General features: G+C 64.1%; 13 protein-coding genes. 10 read left to right on the top strand and 3 right to left on the bottom strand.

Going from position 1 to position 14,868, the window contains the following annotated elements; translation table 11 throughout:
- Nucleotides 1–364 precede the first annotated feature (364 nt).
- Nucleotides 365–2,047, top strand: a complete 1,683-nt coding sequence (locus ACODSP_RS10560; RefSeq protein ID WP_488965561.1) for a methyl-accepting chemotaxis protein — start codon at nucleotides 365–367, stop codon at nucleotides 2,045–2,047.
- Between the two features lie 562 nt (nucleotides 2,048–2,609).
- Here ACODSP_RS10560 and ACODSP_RS10565 read toward each other — a convergent pair.
- Nucleotides 2,610–3,092 (bottom strand): MaoC family dehydratase, encoded by a 483-nt coding sequence (locus ACODSP_RS10565; protein ID WP_488965562.1) that lies wholly within the window; start codon nucleotides 3,090–3,092, stop codon nucleotides 2,610–2,612.
- 113 nt (nucleotides 3,093–3,205) lie between these two features.
- Between ACODSP_RS10565 and ACODSP_RS10570 the strand changes: the two genes are divergently transcribed.
- The 3 genes from ACODSP_RS10570 to ACODSP_RS10580 all read left to right on the top strand — a co-directional run bounded on the left by ACODSP_RS10570 (nucleotide 3,206) and on the right by ACODSP_RS10580 (nucleotide 6,803).
- On the top strand, nucleotides 3,206–4,159 hold the full coding sequence (locus ACODSP_RS10570) for an alpha/beta fold hydrolase (protein ID WP_488965563.1): 954 nt from the start codon (nucleotides 3,206–3,208) through the stop codon (nucleotides 4,157–4,159).
- 51 nt (nucleotides 4,160–4,210) lie between these two features.
- Complete coding sequence (locus ACODSP_RS10575) at nucleotides 4,211–5,896, top strand: methyl-accepting chemotaxis protein (protein WP_488965564.1); 1,686 nt, start codon at nucleotides 4,211–4,213, stop codon at nucleotides 5,894–5,896.
- Nucleotides 5,897–6,002: 106 nt separating this feature from the next.
- Nucleotides 6,003–6,803 carry a substrate-binding periplasmic protein gene (locus ACODSP_RS10580; protein ID WP_488965565.1) on the top strand — a complete coding sequence of 267 codons (801 nt, stop codon included), beginning with the start codon at nucleotides 6,003–6,005 and terminating at the stop codon, nucleotides 6,801–6,803.
- 104 nt (nucleotides 6,804–6,907) lie between these two features.
- Here the strand turns inward: ACODSP_RS10580 and ACODSP_RS10585 are convergent, their stop codons facing one another.
- Nucleotides 6,908–7,654 carry a PhoH family protein gene (locus ACODSP_RS10585; RefSeq protein ID WP_054166061.1) on the bottom strand — a complete coding sequence of 249 codons (747 nt, stop codon included), beginning with the start codon at nucleotides 7,652–7,654 and terminating at the stop codon, nucleotides 6,908–6,910.
- Between the two features lie 112 nt (nucleotides 7,655–7,766).
- Between ACODSP_RS10585 and ACODSP_RS10590 the strand changes: the two genes are divergently transcribed.
- From ACODSP_RS10590 to ACODSP_RS10615, 6 genes are all read left to right on the top strand, one after another.
- Complete coding sequence (locus ACODSP_RS10590) at nucleotides 7,767–7,916, top strand: hypothetical protein (RefSeq protein WP_488965566.1); 150 nt, start codon at nucleotides 7,767–7,769, stop codon at nucleotides 7,914–7,916.
- A gap of 452 nt (nucleotides 7,917–8,368) precedes the next feature.
- Entirely contained in the window at nucleotides 8,369–9,193 is an 825-nt protein-coding gene (gene minC, locus ACODSP_RS10595) for a septum site-determining protein MinC (RefSeq protein ID WP_488965567.1), read from the top strand.
- Nucleotides 9,194–9,264: 71 nt separating this feature from the next.
- Nucleotides 9,265–10,080 carry a septum site-determining protein MinD gene (gene minD / locus ACODSP_RS10600; protein ID WP_488965568.1) on the top strand — a complete coding sequence of 272 codons (816 nt, stop codon included), beginning with the start codon at nucleotides 9,265–9,267 and terminating at the stop codon, nucleotides 10,078–10,080.
- On the top strand, nucleotides 10,077–10,361 hold the full coding sequence (minE, locus tag ACODSP_RS10605) for a cell division topological specificity factor MinE (protein WP_054166064.1): 285 nt from the start codon (nucleotides 10,077–10,079) through the stop codon (nucleotides 10,359–10,361). The genes minD and minE overlap by 4 nt, the downstream gene beginning before the upstream one ends.
- A gap of 119 nt (nucleotides 10,362–10,480) precedes the next feature.
- On the top strand, nucleotides 10,481–12,061 hold the full coding sequence (locus tag ACODSP_RS10610) for an ABC transporter substrate-binding protein (protein WP_488965569.1): 1,581 nt from the start codon (nucleotides 10,481–10,483) through the stop codon (nucleotides 12,059–12,061).
- Nucleotides 12,062–12,191: 130 nt separating this feature from the next.
- Nucleotides 12,192–13,790: an ABC transporter substrate-binding protein gene (locus tag ACODSP_RS10615; RefSeq protein WP_488965570.1), complete on the top strand. Its 1,599-nt coding sequence runs from the start codon at nucleotides 12,192–12,194 to the stop codon at nucleotides 13,788–13,790.
- A gap of 8 nt (nucleotides 13,791–13,798) precedes the next feature.
- Here ACODSP_RS10615 and panB read toward each other — a convergent pair whose 3' ends face one another.
- Nucleotides 13,799–14,623 (bottom strand): 3-methyl-2-oxobutanoate hydroxymethyltransferase, encoded by an 825-nt coding sequence (gene panB, locus ACODSP_RS10620; RefSeq protein ID WP_488965571.1) that lies wholly within the window; start codon nucleotides 14,621–14,623, stop codon nucleotides 13,799–13,801.
- Between the last annotated feature and the right edge of the window lie 245 nt (nucleotides 14,624–14,868).

Below are 14,868 nucleotides of genomic sequence, written 5' to 3' on the forward strand. Positions count from 1 at the left end.
GACCATTGATTCACTACAAACAAAGCAACGCAACTCAAATCTGTGAATGCCGTAGGGCCTGCACCGGGGAGGTTTCTTTATTTTAACAGGTTCGCTCACGCGAATTCATCAAGCTTAATCGGCATTTGATCCAGAATTGGCAGGGCAATGGGCATCCGCATAAGCGGATGCCAGAAGAGACCACCTGCCAAATAGGCGGACAAAGGTATTTTCGATTATGGCACAAAATTCTTTATAATTTAATAAAACGGACTCATGGAAACTGATCCCATTCACTATCCTGATGCACAGTTTTAGGCAAAAATCACACGGGTGTATGACTGAGCAAAAGTAGCGAAACGCTATGCAGCTCAGGGGATATGCCATGCTCAACAAGCTCAGTGTGAAGACACGCGTATTGGCGGCTTTCGCCAGTGTCCTGTTACTTACGATAGCCCTCGGCCTGTTCTCACTGGCCCGCCTGAACGCGGTCGCAAGTGACTCAGAGGTCATGAGTGGAGACGCTCTGCCCTCCATAAAGGCCCTGGCAGCACTCAATATTGAAATGCTGCGAACCCGCAGCCTTCAGCTCCAGCATGTCGTGTCGACAGAAGACAACGACATGAAGGATGTCGAGCGGCAGATACAGGAACGTATCGCCAAGGTAGGCGAGGCAAAGGCAACTTATGAGAAGATGATCTCGTTGCCGGAGGAACGGACGCTCTATCCCAAACTGAAGGATCAATGGGCACGTTGCGACGCGATCTGGTCCAAATTGATTGGCCTGTCACGCGCCAACCAGACCGCCGCCGCAGCCGCCATGGTTCGGGAGGAGATGGCGCCGGCCTATCGCGACATGCAGGGAACGTTGGACGCGTTGGTCGCCGCGAATGAGCGAAATGCCACACAGGTAGCGGACAACATCGACCATTCGGTTTCCACCGGTCGTCTCAGTGTTGCCATCGTGCTGGCCCTGGCCATGGCGACGGCCATCGCCGCCGGCTGGTCGCTGATCAGGGGTGTGGTGAAGCCGGTGCGCGGGATGACCGACACCATGAACCGTCTGGCCCGGCATGAATTGACAGTGGCCGTGGAGGGCGGCGAGCGGGGGGATGAGATCGGGGACATGGCCCGCGCCGTCCAGGTGTTCAAGGATGGGCTGATCGAGGCCGACCGTCTGGCCGAGGCGCAGCGTCAGGAACAGGCCGCCAAGGAGGCCCGCGCCGTCCGCGTCAACGACCTGATCAAGGCGTTTGATGAGCAATCCTCCGCCGTGCTGCGCACCGTCAGCTCCGCCGCCACCGAACTGGACGCGACCGCGCAAAGCATGAGCGCCATTGCCGAGGAAACCAACCGTCAGGCCGCCGCCGCAGCAGCAGCAGCCGAACAGACCACCGCCAATGTCCAGACGGTCGCCGCCGCCGCGGAGGAGATGGCCGCCTCCATCACCGAGATCAACACCCAGGTGAACCGCTCCAAGACCATTTCCGACCGCGCCTTTACCGAGGTCCGCCAGACCGACAATACCGTGGCCGGTCTGGCCGAGGCGGCGGGCAAGATCGGGGCCGTGGTGCAGCTGATCCAGGATATTGCCGGCCAGACCAACCTGCTGGCGCTGAATGCCACCATCGAGGCGGCGCGGGCGGGAGAGGCCGGCAAGGGCTTTGCCGTGGTCGCGTCGGAAGTGAAGGCCCTGGCCAATCAGACGGCCAAGGCGACCGAAGAGATCGCGGCCCAGGTATCGTCGGTACAGCAGGCAACCGACAGCTCCGTCTCCGCCATCCGCTCCATCGGCACCACCATCCAGTCCGTGTCGGAGATCGGCGCCTCCATCGCCGCCGCCATGGAACAGCAAGGCGCCTCCACCTCCGAGATCAGCCGCAATGTCACCCAGGCCGCAACCGGCACCCAGGAAGTGTCGGCCAATGTCTCCCAGGTGACCGAAGCCGCCGCACAGACCGGAGCATCCGCCACCCAGGTCCTGGGCGCCGCCAAGGAACTGTCGCAGCAGGCCGAACATCTGCGCGCACGCGTCGAACAGTTCCTGGCAGATATCCGCGCCGCCTGATCTGCCGCACGATCACCGGCCCCTGCGATCCCTGGTGGCAGCACCAGCCCGGAACGCAGGGGCCGCAATCATTCAGGGGCTGTATATGGGGTTCTGGCCCACCGGCAAAGACTTCACCCAACCGTGACTACTGCCGCAGCACCCATCAACAGCGGCTGGTCAAAGTCCCCACGGCGAACATGCAGCAATCCTTGCTGCGAATATTTGTCCACCGCGCATTGGCGCCGGTTCAAGGCTTGCCACCCCCCATTTTTGCGATACAGCATCGGTTAATGCATGCATGTGTCGCATAACGACGGGCATGTGGCCCTTCCGCCTTTCCGTTCCGGAAATCCGCGAGTGATTCCCAAACCTTCACTCAACACACTGAAAATAAAAGATTTTCATTCCACACCTCGCCTACCGGTCAATTTAAGCCCCGATCCAGCCACTAATTATGCACAAAAAATAGGCAAATCCCGGAGACCCGCAGGCCGCAATGTTCCGGCACGGTTACCGCCCCCTTAGCCACAGACTTATCCACAGATTCTGGGGAGAGCTTGTGTCTCTCCCCAGGCGCGGTTCAGGCGGTGGTTTCAGTGGCCGCAGGGCGGGCGGGCACCATCACCATGGCCTCGCCATCAATCACGACGCGATCCCCGACAGTACAGATGGTCGATAGCATGGCGCGGCGCTTTTCCGGGACCAGACCCGTCACCGTGACAGTGGTCGTCACCGTCTCCCCGATACGCACGGGCGAGCGGAATCGCAGATTCTGGGACATGTAGATGCAGCCGGGGCCCGGCAGGCGCGTGCCCAGGACCGTCGTGATGAAACAGGCCGACAGCATGCCATGCGCGATACGCCCGCCGAACGGCGTCGCCTTGGCATATTCCTCGTTGAGATGCATGGGGTTGGTATCGCCGGAAATGCCGGCAAACATCACAATGTCGGTTTCCGTGATGGTGCGGGCATAGATACCCTTCATGCCCACGAACATGTCCTCGAAATAAAAGCCGGTCAGATCGGCCGGGTCCAGTCCGGTGCGGCGGGCGATACTATCCATCGTGACGATGCTCCCAGGCTTGGCGGATGGGGCCCCTGCCCCTTAAGCTGCCGTCACAACCATAAGCGTGGCCCTGCAAGACGGTCAAACCAGCGGAAAGGATGAGAGGCGGCGTGCAGAATGAAGGAGCTTGGGCGCATGAGATGCTGTCGCTGCCCGATGGCACAAGGTTGCGCGTGTCACGCTGGTGCCTGTCCGGTCCGCCCCCGCCCGATGATGCCGCCACCATGCTGGTCCTGCCGGGCCGGGCGGCACAGGTGGAACGCTATACCGAACTGGCCGTGGATTTAAGCGGGCGCGGGCTGCATGTCCTGTCCATGGATTGGCGGGGTCAGGGGGGCTCTTCCCGCCTGCTGCCCGACCCGATGGTGGGCCATGCCGTCGATTTCGCGGCCTTCCTGGATGATCTGAACGCGGCCTTGACGCATTGGAAGGACCGGATAAAGGGGCCGCTGATCGGGCTGGGCCATTCCATGGGCGGGCATATCCTGATGCGCCATGTCGCGGAACGGCCCCACCCGTTCGCAGGCATCATTGCCTGTGCCCCCATGCTGGGCATCAATGTGCCAATGCCGCAAGCGATGGCGTGGCAATTGACCCGTTGGGCCACACGTACCGGGCGTGGGGAGAAATACGCCCTGTTGCAGGGGCCGCAATGGGCACCCGATCCCATGCCCTTCAAGGGCAACCGCCTGACCAGCGACCCGAAGCGCTTTGCCCTGATGCAGGCGGTGATGGCGCAGGACCCGACGGTGGCACTGGGCGGGGCCAGTTGGGGCTGGCTGCACGGGGCGCTGTCATCCATCCGGCACTATTTCGAACAGGACCGGCTGGAGGATGTCACCGTCCCCACCCTGATCCTGTCAGCCCGCGCCGACCGCATCGTGCGCCCGCAGGCCCATGACCGGGCCGCAAAGCGGCTGCCGAACTGCACCCTGGTGCCATTCCCCGTGGGTGAACATGAATTGTTGATCGAGGCGGACCCGATCCGCAGCGCCGTTCTGTCGGCCATTGATAATTTTCTGGCGGGCTTGCCGGGAATGGACAAGCATAGGGGTAGTTCTTAAGGGTTACCCCCCCCTGGGTCGCCAAACCAAAGCCTGCCAGAAGAAGACGATATGGATATCAGCCGTCTGTCGATCTCCGCCCGAATCCTGGGCATCATCGCGCTGCTCTCATTGCTCACCATCGGTGTCGGTCTGTTCGCCTCCACCCGGCTGGTCAGCACCGATGCCCAATATGCGCGGTTGCTGAATGGCGACCAGACAGCAGCGCTGGAGGTTGTGCGGGCTGTGCGCGAACTAACGGCGGTCAGCCGGCAGAGCTACAAGCTGCTCTCCATGCCCGACGAGAAACGTATCCAGGAAGCCCATGATCGCGGTGTCCGCAATTTCGGGCAGGCATCGGGCCATCTGGACCGGACACGCGAGACCGCACCGCGCTATGCCCCCCGTATCACGGAGATCCAGAAGGATCTTCTGGCCAGCCAGGAGATTTTCAAAGAGATCGCGCCGGCGGTGCGGGCCGGCAACCCGGCTGATGCCCTGGCACTGGTCAGCGGTCGTTTCGATCCCGCCATGGATGGATTGCGCGACAAGGCCCTGAAATTGTCGGACGAACTGCGTGAAGCGGTCCATGCCGAGTCTGTGGCCGCCACGGCGGAAGCAGAGCAATCCCGGCTGCTGGTGCTGGCCACCATGGGTATCGGCATCCTGCTGCTGGGCGGGCTTGCCTTCTATATCTCCACCTACACGATCGCGCGGCCCGTGGAGGCGGTGACGGGGGCCATGGCGCGGGTGGCAGAGGGCGACCTGTCCGTTGCCGTACCGGGCCTTGGCCGCCATGACGAGATCGGGCGGCTGGCGACAGCGCTGCAAACCTTCAAGGCCAACGCGTCAGCGGCGCAGCAACTGGCGGAAGAGGTCAAGCAGAGCGAGCAGCGAGCCGAGGCGGAACGGCGCCAGGCGATGCTGACACTGGCCGACAGTTTCGAGGCCGGGGTCATGGGGATCGTGTCGCGCGTCGCGTCGGCCGCCAGCCACCTGAATGATAGTGCCGTGACCCTGTCAGCGTCGGCAGAGCAGGCGCGGGGACAGACGGGCGTCGTTTCCGCCGCCACCGACCAGACCAGCGCCAATGTGCAGACGGTGGCAGCATCGGCAGAACAGATGACCGCCTCCATCGGGGAGATCACGCGTCAGGTCGGCACGTCGGCCAGCATTGCGCGCGCCGCCGCCGAACGGGCCCAGGCCACCAACGGTACGATCCAGGCCCTGGCGACGGAGGCCGATGCCATCGGCGCCGTCGTCAAGCTGATCGCGGAGATTGCCAGCCAGACCAACCTGTTGGCGCTGAACGCCACCATCGAGGCGGCACGCGCCGGAGAGGCCGGCAAGGGCTTTGCCGTCGTCGCATCAGAGGTGAAGAATCTGGCCAGCCAGACGGCCAAGGCAACAGAAGACATCTCCGCCCGCATCAACGCCATCCAGCAGGCCAGCGGCGGGGCCGTGGCGGCCACGACCGAGATCACGCGGACCATCGCGGAGATCAATGAGATCGCCACCAGCATTGCCGCCGCTGTGGAGGAACAAGACGCCGCCACGCGTGAGATCGCCCGCAATGTACAGCAGGCGGCCATCGGCACGGCGGAGATCGCGGGCAATATCGGCGGCGTGAGCCACGCTGTGGAAAGCACCAGCGGCAGCGCCACCGACCTCCTGTCGTCTGCCAGCGAACTGACGCGGGAAGCGGACGACCTTCGCCAGCAGGTGGAGAATTTCATCGCCCGTATACGGATCGGTTAACGTTACGGAAACCAGCACTGATGCTTATGGTCATACCGGCTGATATTGCGGCGCCTCACGGTCACCCATAGTTTCAGAGACGGGTATCTTGGATGTGGGAAGGCTCATGCGGCGGCTACGATCACTGGCATTCCTGTGCGGGTTGCTCCTGGCACCGCTGCCGGTGGCAGGGGCGGAGGAATGGTCCTTAACCACCCTGGAATGGCCCCCCTTCTCCGGCAGCTTGCCGCAGGGCGGGGCCATGACCACGGTCCTGCGCGCGGCCTTTTCGACACAAGGCGACGATCTGCGCACCACAACCCTTCCCTGGAAGCGGGCGGTTGCCGCTGCCATGCAGACCGACGGCCCCCATGTTGGTTTCTTCACAGCCACCAAGGCGGAGTGCGATGCGGCAGGCGGTATCCTGTCAGGGCAACCGATCGGCCATTTCCGTTACGCCCTGGCCCAGCGCCAGGAACTGCCGGTACGCTGGACAAAGCCGGATGACCTGTCCGGCCTGATGATCGGGGTGGTCGATGGTTATGATAATGGCCCCATCATCACCGATCTGAACAAGCGCGGGCTGATCCGGCTGGACAGTGCGCCCACCGACAGCGCCAACCTGCGCAAGCTTCAGGCCGGGCGCGTCGATGCCGCCGTGGTCGAAATCAGCCAGTTCGCCTTTTTGCAGCGCAAGGTGAGCCAGACCCAGATTACCCAGGGCCAGATTGCCCAGGGATTGTCAGCCCTGATGCTGAACGAACAGCCGCTGGGCCCGCCGCAGGCATTGCATGCCTGTTTCAACAAGGGCCAGCGCGCGGCCCAGGCCCATGCCAGTCTGCTGCGCGGCTTGCAGAAGATCGACAGCCGGGAGTTGGCCGACCGCTATATGGAGCATCTGGGACACGAAGGGGCCGTCTCGAACTGACGACGGCAGCCCGTAGCGCGGATTTGCGAAGCGTAATCCGCGGGACCCAGAGGGCATTCCCCGCAGATTGCGGCGTGCGCCTAATCCGCGCTACGGATAGTCCCTTACAGCACCGTCAGCATGCTGGCCACCAGCGGGTGGCGCACAATGTCGGCATCGGCCAGACGCACGATGGAAATGCCTTCCACCACCTCCAGCCGGCGGGCGATATCGGCCAGTCCCGACACGCCGGGCAGCAGGTCCGACTGATCCGGGTCACCCGTCAGCACCATGGTGGAATGCCAGCCCAGACGCGTCAGCAGCATCTTGATCTGGGCATAGGTGCAGTTCTGCGCCTCGTCGATCACCACAAAGGCATTGTTCAGCGTGCGTCCGCGCATATAGCCGACGGGCGCGATTTCGATGGAGCCATCGGCCATCATGGCCTTCAGCCGCTTCGACCCCAGCCGGTCCGACAGCGCGTCGTAAAGCGGGCGCAGGAACGGTGCCATCTTCTCATTCACGTCGCCCGGCAGGAACCCGATGCTTTCGCCGGCCTCGATGGCGGGACGGGACAGGACGATCCGGTCCACCTCCCCCTTTTCCAGGGCCGTGACCGCCGATGAAATGGCCAGATAGGTCTTGCCGGTGCCAGCGGGACCCAGCGCCAAGGTCAGGTTGTGATCCTTGATGGCCTGCATCAGCAGGGCCTGACCCGCACTCATCGGCTTGACGGTGCGGACATAGGATTGCTCGCGCCGTTCATCCCCGGCATTGCCCAACGGGTCCCAGCCCGTGGACTGGCGGGGGAAAAGCGGCTGGACCTTGTTATCACTGCTGCTGGACGCGGGCTTGGACTGGCGCTTGGCCATCTGGCATCTCCTCACTTGCGGCAAAGGACATTGTCCGGTTGAAGCGGGAACGCGGCAGGACGGCGACGGGGCAATAAAAAACCGCACCCTCGGGTCGAGTGGTGCGGTTGGTATGCCTGCCGTCGGACGGCTGATGCTGCTGCGGGCGGTGCGCCGGGTGCCGCGTTTCGCGGTGCCGCGCGGCCTGCTATGGCCGCTGCGCTGCGGGATGATGCTGCTGGGCAATGTGCCGTCAACATGTATCCGATCCACCCCCATTTAGGATCAACGATAGGAACGTTACCCCATAAATTCTATGCCGTCACCAGCCATTGCGGATGAAACGGAATATTCACACACTATCTGGTGACATACACCTTTCGGAGACCGACCCCGAGTCGGGCTTCGCGGGTGCAGTAGGAATGTTGGCAGCGATGGGGCGGCGCCATCGGGGCCGCAGCCGGTGCAGCAGCGGCCTGCCCATGCCCCCGATACGGCAGAAAAGGGTGGGAACGGGGCCCCGAAAGCCGGGTGCGGCACCTTCATGCGGCCCCACCCGGAATAGATATTGTGGAACATTGGCGCATTGTCGCAAGATATGCCGCATGAAAAGCTTGCGTCGGCACGCGAAACGCGGTTGAACGGCGGGATGATGTGAATGCGGACGGGAATGGGCGGCGGGGCCGCGCCGTTCCCTTGTGCCGTATGCGGGGACAGGTGGGGTCTGACACGGATATGAGCAATCAGGTCGCCTTCAGGGACGCGCCATTCCAGTTGCGCGGCAGCACCTTCACCATGATGGTGCTGAAGGTCAGCGACCCCCACAATCCGAATTTCTTCCCCGTTCTGTCGGGCAAGATCGCGCAGGCGCCGAATTTCTTCCGTAATGCCGGTGTCGTCCTGGATCTGGACGATCTGCCCGCCGGCATGCCGTTCGACATGGATGCGTTCTGCAAGCTGCTGAAGAATCTGGGCCTGATGGCCGTGGGTCTTCTGGGTGGCACCAAGCCGCAGCAGGATGCCGCCCTGGCCCGTGGCATGGCGCTGATCGCCGCCCCACGCGGCAAGGTGGAACTGTTCGACCCGCTGGCCGGCACGGGCCGCAGCCCGGCCCAAGGCCTTGCCAATGTGCAGGGTCAAGGACAGCCACAGGCCCAGGCCGCCCCCAGTCCCGCGCCGCCCCCTGCTGCCGCACCGATGCCGGAGCCGGCACCGCAGCGCAACACGATGGTGATTGCCGAGAATGTACGGTCGGGCCGTCAGATCTATGCGCCCGGCGGTGATCTTGTGGTGATCGGCTCTGTCAGCCCTGGTGCGGAACTGCTGGCTGATGGTTCCATCCATGTCTATGGTGCGCTGCGCGGTCGGGCCCTGGCCGGTGTCAGCGGTGACCAGGGGGCTCGGATTTTCTGCCAAAGTCTGGATGCCGAACTGGTATCCATCGCCGGCCTCTACCGCGTGTCGGAAGATATCGGCAAGGATATCCGCCGTCGTCAGGTTCAAATTTACCTGAACAACGGCTATCTGCATATCGATCCACTGGCCACGAACGTGGCCTGAGTAACCCGCAGGCCGCCACTTGTGTGGCCTGATGAACAGTTTGATCAACCTTTGAGCTTGGGAGACGCCTCTTGGCCAAGATCATTACGATGACCTCCGGCAAGGGCGGCGTGGGGAAGACCACTTCAAGCGCCGCCTTCGGCACCGGCCTTGCCCTGCGCGGGTTCAAGACCTGCATCATCGATTTCGATGTGGGCCTGCGCAATCTTGACCTGATCATGGGATGCGAACGCCGCGTGGTGTTCGATTTCATCAATGTGATCAATGGCGAGGCCCGCCTCAGCCAAGCCCTGATCAAGGACAAGCGGGTCGAGAACCTGTACATCCTTCCCACCAGCCAGACGCGCGACAAGGACGCGCTGACCCCTGAGGGCGTCGGCAAGATCCTGGACGAGTTGAAGAAGGAATTCGACTACATCCTCTGCGACAGCCCGGCCGGCATCGAGAAGGGCGCGCTGATGGCGCTCTACTGGGCTGATCACGCCATCATCGTGACCAACCCCGAAGTGTCGTCGGTGCGCGACAGCGACCGTATCCTGGGCGTCATCCAGGCCAAGTCACGCCGCGCCGAACAGGGTCTGGAGCCGGTGAAGGAGCATCTGCTGGTCACCCGCTATGATCCGGAGCGGGTGGAGAAGGGCGAGATGCTGAAGGTGGAGGATGTGCTGGAAATCCTGGCCATCCCGCTGCTGGGCATCGTCCCGGAAAGCCCGGCTGTGCTGAAGGCATCGAACGTGGGCATGCCCGTGGTGCTGGACGACAAGTCCAATGCCGGCCTTGCCTATGCCGATGCGGTCGGCCGCTTCCTGGGCGAAACCATCGAGCATCGTTTCATCAAGCCCGAGAAGAAGGGCTTCCTGGACCGCCTGCTGCGGAGGACCGCATGAGCCTGCTTGACCTTTTCCGCAAGTCGAAGCCGCCCACCGTGGCGGCCCAGGCCAAGGAACGGCTGCAGATCGTTCTGGCGCATGAACGCTCTGGCCGCGATAGCCCCGATTTCCTTCCTGCCCTGCAGCAGGAACTGCTGGCTGTTATCAAGAAGTACGTCAATATCGACGACGACAAGGTGGCCGTGAAGCTGGAACGCGAAAGCGGCTGTTCCATGCTGGAGGTGAATGTGGAATTGCCGGGTCCCGCCAAGCGCGGAACAGCAGCCACCATCAACTGATCCAATACGCCTCAGCGGCCCTAAACATCTTGCCCGTCCCCCATGGGGGCGGGCATTGTGTTATGTAACAATGCACGCTGTATCTGGATGCGACATTGGCTCGACTTGGTCTGCCCCGGATGTTCTTATGCGCGCTGACGCTGCTGACGGCGTCGGCAGCGCTGCCCGTGCGGGCCGGGACGGACCTTGTGGTCGCCACCTCCGGTCTGGTCAGTGCCGATGACCCGCATCAGGCGCGCACAGGGGCCGATTTCCAATATTATGAGCATCTGTTCGACACGCTGGTGACGCGTGACGGGTTCAACGTCGCGCCCCGTCTGGCCACCAACTGGTCCAGCAGCGATAACCGCACCTGGACCTTCCAGATCGATCCCGCCGCCCGCTTTGCCGATGGCAAGCCGGTGACGCCGCGCGATGTCACCTATAGCCTGTGCCGGTTTCAGGTGCTGATGCGGGGCATGGGACGGGACGGGATCGGTTTCACCCGTGTCACGGCAGAGGCCGGGGGCCGTGTCAGTCTGGTACTGGACACACCTTACCGCCTTCTGCCCGCCGCCCTGTCATTGCTGTTCATCGTGGCGGCCCCCACGGATGCCGCCGATGGGCCGCTGGGGTGCGATCCCAAACAGGTGACCGCCAGCCGGGGGCAGCCGCAGCGGGGCAGCGGCCCCTATGTGCCGGCCAATGAACCGGCTGTCGCCGACCGGCGGGTGCTGCTCCCCTCCCCCCATTGCTGGCGCGACTGTTCGGTCTGGCGCCGTGTCGTGCTGTGGTCGCAACCGGATGCGCGTGACCGCCTGCGCCTGCTGGTGACGGGCGATGCCGACATCATGGAGGATGTGATCCCCAGCCAGTTGCCCTATCTGGGCAAGGTGCGGGGGGTGACCGTCACCGAACTGCCGACCGACCGTACCCTGCTCTTGACCTTCAACCTGCGCCCCACCTTGCCCGATGGGCGGCCCAATCCGCTGGCGGATGTCCGCGTGCGCCGGGCCATCGCCATGACAGTTGACCGGCATCTGCTGGTCGATCGTGGCCTGGAGGGGTTTGCCGGTCCCGCCTGGCAACTGGCCCAACCCGGCATGGAGGGCTATCTGCCGGACCGGCCCCGCGCCATGCATCCCGATCCTGATGCGGCCCGCGCCCTTCTGGCCGAAGCGGGATATCCGGACGGGCTGCGCCTGCCGCTGCTGCTGCCGGCCACACGCATCACCGACCGGCCGCGTGTGGCGGATGCCCTGTCCGGCATGCTGCGCGCCATCGGGATTGAGCTGGAAATCACACCGGTTCCCGCCGCCGATGCCCGCGCCCGTGTCGTGGCCGGAGAGTTTGAGATCATGTTCGCGGGCCTGGGCCTGACGGCGGGATCGGCCATGGAGGGGTACAGCTCCATCGCGGGTTCGGCGGAAAAGGACAGCGTGATCAATCCCAGCGGCTATCGCAATCCGGCGCTGGATGCCCTGCTGCGGCAGGCGCGTGGCGCCAATCCAAAGGATATTCCCGGCCTGACCGCACAGGCGACGGTGATCCTGGAAACGGATCTGCCCGTGGTGCCGCTGATGCATATCCGCGACCTTGTCGCCCACCGTGCCGGCCTGACCCTGCATGCCCGTGACACGGCGCGTGCCTTTGGCCGCATCGCGGCCCCCGTTACCGCCGACGCCAGGCCGTCGGGGAACAGTGTGCTGGACCGGAACTGACACGATTTTCCGCAGGGGCGCATACACACAAACGTACTCTCTCGTTTCTGACACTTTTCGTTGCGACGGAAAGGAGTCATGATCCCTTCACGCATGGCCGGTGCGTGGTAGCGGAACGGGGGTGCGTGGAATGGCTGGACGCCGGACCGTGCCGGGCTTTCTAGGCCTGCTGGGCATGCTGCTGCTTTCCTGGCTGCACGCCGGACAGGCGCAGGCCGCCGGCCCGACAGAGCGGCTGACCGTGCTGATGGCCAGCGGCCCCAGCTCCCTGGACCCGCACCGTGCCTATACGGGCAGCGATTTTCAGATCATGGGCCATCTGTACGACAGCCTGGCGGAACGGGACCTGTTCCATCCGGTGCCCGGCCTTCTGTCGGACTGGCAAAGCCAGGATCAGAAGCTATGGCGCCTGCGCTTGACACAAGGCCGCCGGTTTGCCGACGGATCGCCCGTGCAGGCCCGCGATATCGCCTACAGCCTGTGCCGGTGGGCGGCACTGAACCGTGGCAATACCGGTTTGCCCCTGTCGCTGCGCCGTGCGGGGGTGGCGGGGGATGGTGAAGTCGTGCTGGAACTGGCGCGGCCTTTCACCCGGATGATCTCCGCCTTCTTCCTGATCTATGGCGTCAAGGCACCCGCAGCCTTTACCGACGCATCCTGTACGCCGGACATGCCGGTGGGCCTACTGATGTTGCACAGCCCGCCCATGGGCAGCGGCCCCTATCGGATCGCCGGGGTGGATAGCGGTCGGGAATACAGGCTGGCCGCCGTGCCCCCCGTCAATGGCCGTACGGCAGCCCCGTTCGAGGAAGTGTTGCTGCGCGTGGAAACGGAAAGCCAGGCCCGCGTCCGGGCCCTGGCCGATGGTCAGGCCGACATCATCGAGGACCCGCCGCCGGCGCCCATGGCCTATCTGCCGGGCCTGCCGCATATCAGCCTGACCGAACTGCCCACCGACCGCACCCTGTTCTTGTCGCTGAACCTGTCAGGCGACAGTCCGGGCAACCCGCTGGCACGTGGCAGCCCGGCCCTCATGGATGCCCGTGTCCGCCGCGCCCTGACACTGGCCATCAACAAGCCGCTGCTGGCGCAGCGCGCCACCGATGGCTATGGCGCAGCGGCCAACCAGTTGGGCTCCCCCGGCATGCGCGGTTTCGCCGCCGACCGGGCACAGGATAGCTACGATCTCGCCGCTGCCCGTTCCCTGCTGCGCGCGGCAGGGTTTGAGGCGGGCCTGACACTGGAATTGCTGACGGCGCCCAGCCGGGGCAGCGACGGGGGACGCACGGCAGATGTGCTGGCCGGCATGCTGTCCGCCGTGGGGATCAAGGTGAATGTGCACCGCGTCGGGCGAGAGGAGTTCCGGGAGCGGGTCCGCGATGGCCGCTTTGATATGGCGCTGAACCTGATCGGGATCGAGGATGGCATCGTCCTCAGCGCCTATGAGGCCATGCTGCGCCCCGGTCCCATGCGGACCATCATGAATCCCGGCCAATATCAGGATACCGAGATTACCCGCCTTCTGGCGGCGGCGGAAACCGATCCGGCGGCCATCGATACGGCGGTGACGGGCATTCAGGCGGTGCTGGACCGTGACACGCCCTTCATCCCGCTGCTGCATATGCGCGATCTTGTCCTGCACCGCGCCGACCTGATCGTCGCACCCCGCGATACAGGCCGGGTGTTCGGTCGCGCCGTCACCCCGCGTGATGGGGCGCCGGTGCGATAGGCACCGGTTCAGCCCTTGCGGACGGGAAACACGTGGGCCGCTTCCGGAAAGGCGCGGGCGCGCACGTCGGCGGCATAGGATGCGGCGGCCTGTGACACCTGTTCCCCGATCTCGGCATAGCGTTTCACGAATTTGGGCGTGAAGCCCGCGAACAGGCCCAGCATATCGTCGGTGACCAGTACCTGCCCGTCACAGGCCGCACTGGCGCCAATGCCGATGGTGACGACGGGCACCTGTTCGGTGATCTGGCGTGCCAGCGGCTCCACCACACCTTCCACCACAATGGCGAAGGCGCCTGCCTCGGCAATGGCCCTGGCATCGCCCAGGATCTTGGCCTGTTCGGCATCCGAACGACCGCGTGCGCGATATCCGCCAAGCGCGTTCACGGCCTGCGGCGTCAGGCCGACATGGCCCATGACGGGGATACCCCGGCGGACCAGGAATTCCACCGTCTCCGCCATTTCCTCCCCACCTTCCAGCTTCACGGCAGAGGCGCCGGTTTCGGCCAGGACGCGGGCAGCATTGCGAAAGGCCTGGGCGGGGCTTTCCTGATAGCTGGCCCAGGGCAGGTCAACCACGACGCAGGACTTGGACGACCCGCGCACCACGGCGGCGCCATGGTTGATCATCATGTCCAGCGTGACGGGCAGCGTGCTGTCCAGCCCGTACAGCACCATGCCCAGACTGTCGCCCACCAGCAGACAATCACAATGCTCATCCAGCAACGTCGCCATGGAGACGCTGTAGGCCGTCAGCACCACGACCGGTTCCTGTCCCTTACGGGCAGCGATATCGGGCACGCTGATGCGCTTCACCTGGGCGCTGGCGCTCATGCCTCTACTCCTCCGGCCGTGATTATTTGTGCGTTGCGGCATCCCGTACCGCAGATTGGGGGCGGCGTAAAGGGTGGGCGGTTGGGGGCGTTGCGCCCTCACCCTCCCGTTGGCTGACGCCAACGGGCCCCTCCCTCTCCCGCAAGCGGGCGAGGGATTAAATTTTTCGCCCCTCGCCCACGAAGGTGGGAGAGGGAGGGGCCCGAACGCGCAGCGTTTGGGAGGGTGAGGGCTACTCGCGACTG

It is taken from the genome of Niveispirillum sp. FG156, assembly GCF_057809555.1.

What these genes read in the sequence shown, in the direction of transcription:
- panB (WP_488965571.1), bottom strand. Translation starts at nt 14,623, where the DNA reads ATGAGCGCCAGCGCCCAGGTGAAGCGCATCAGCGTGCCCGATATCGCT.
- minE (WP_054166064.1), top strand. Translation starts at nt 10,077, where the DNA reads ATGAGCCTGCTTGACCTTTTCCGCAAGTCGAAGCCGCCCACCGTGGCG.
- minC (WP_488965567.1), top strand. Translation starts at nt 8,369, where the DNA reads ATGAGCAATCAGGTCGCCTTCAGGGACGCGCCATTCCAGTTGCGCGGC.
- ACODSP_RS10580 (WP_488965565.1), top strand. Translation starts at nt 6,003, where the DNA reads ATGCGGCGGCTACGATCACTGGCATTCCTGTGCGGGTTGCTCCTGGCA.
- ACODSP_RS10560 (WP_488965561.1), top strand. Translation starts at nt 365, where the DNA reads ATGCTCAACAAGCTCAGTGTGAAGACACGCGTATTGGCGGCTTTCGCC.
- ACODSP_RS10575 (WP_488965564.1), top strand. Translation starts at nt 4,211, where the DNA reads ATGGATATCAGCCGTCTGTCGATCTCCGCCCGAATCCTGGGCATCATC.
- ACODSP_RS10590 (WP_488965566.1), top strand. Translation starts at nt 7,767, where the DNA reads ATGCCTGCCGTCGGACGGCTGATGCTGCTGCGGGCGGTGCGCCGGGTG.
- ACODSP_RS10585 (WP_054166061.1), bottom strand. Translation starts at nt 7,654, where the DNA reads ATGGCCAAGCGCCAGTCCAAGCCCGCGTCCAGCAGCAGTGATAACAAG.
- ACODSP_RS10565 (WP_488965562.1), bottom strand. Translation starts at nt 3,092, where the DNA reads ATGGATAGTATCGCCCGCCGCACCGGACTGGACCCGGCCGATCTGACC.
- ACODSP_RS10615 (WP_488965570.1), top strand. Translation starts at nt 12,192, where the DNA reads ATGGCTGGACGCCGGACCGTGCCGGGCTTTCTAGGCCTGCTGGGCATG.
- ACODSP_RS10610 (WP_488965569.1), top strand. Translation starts at nt 10,481, where the DNA reads ATGTTCTTATGCGCGCTGACGCTGCTGACGGCGTCGGCAGCGCTGCCC.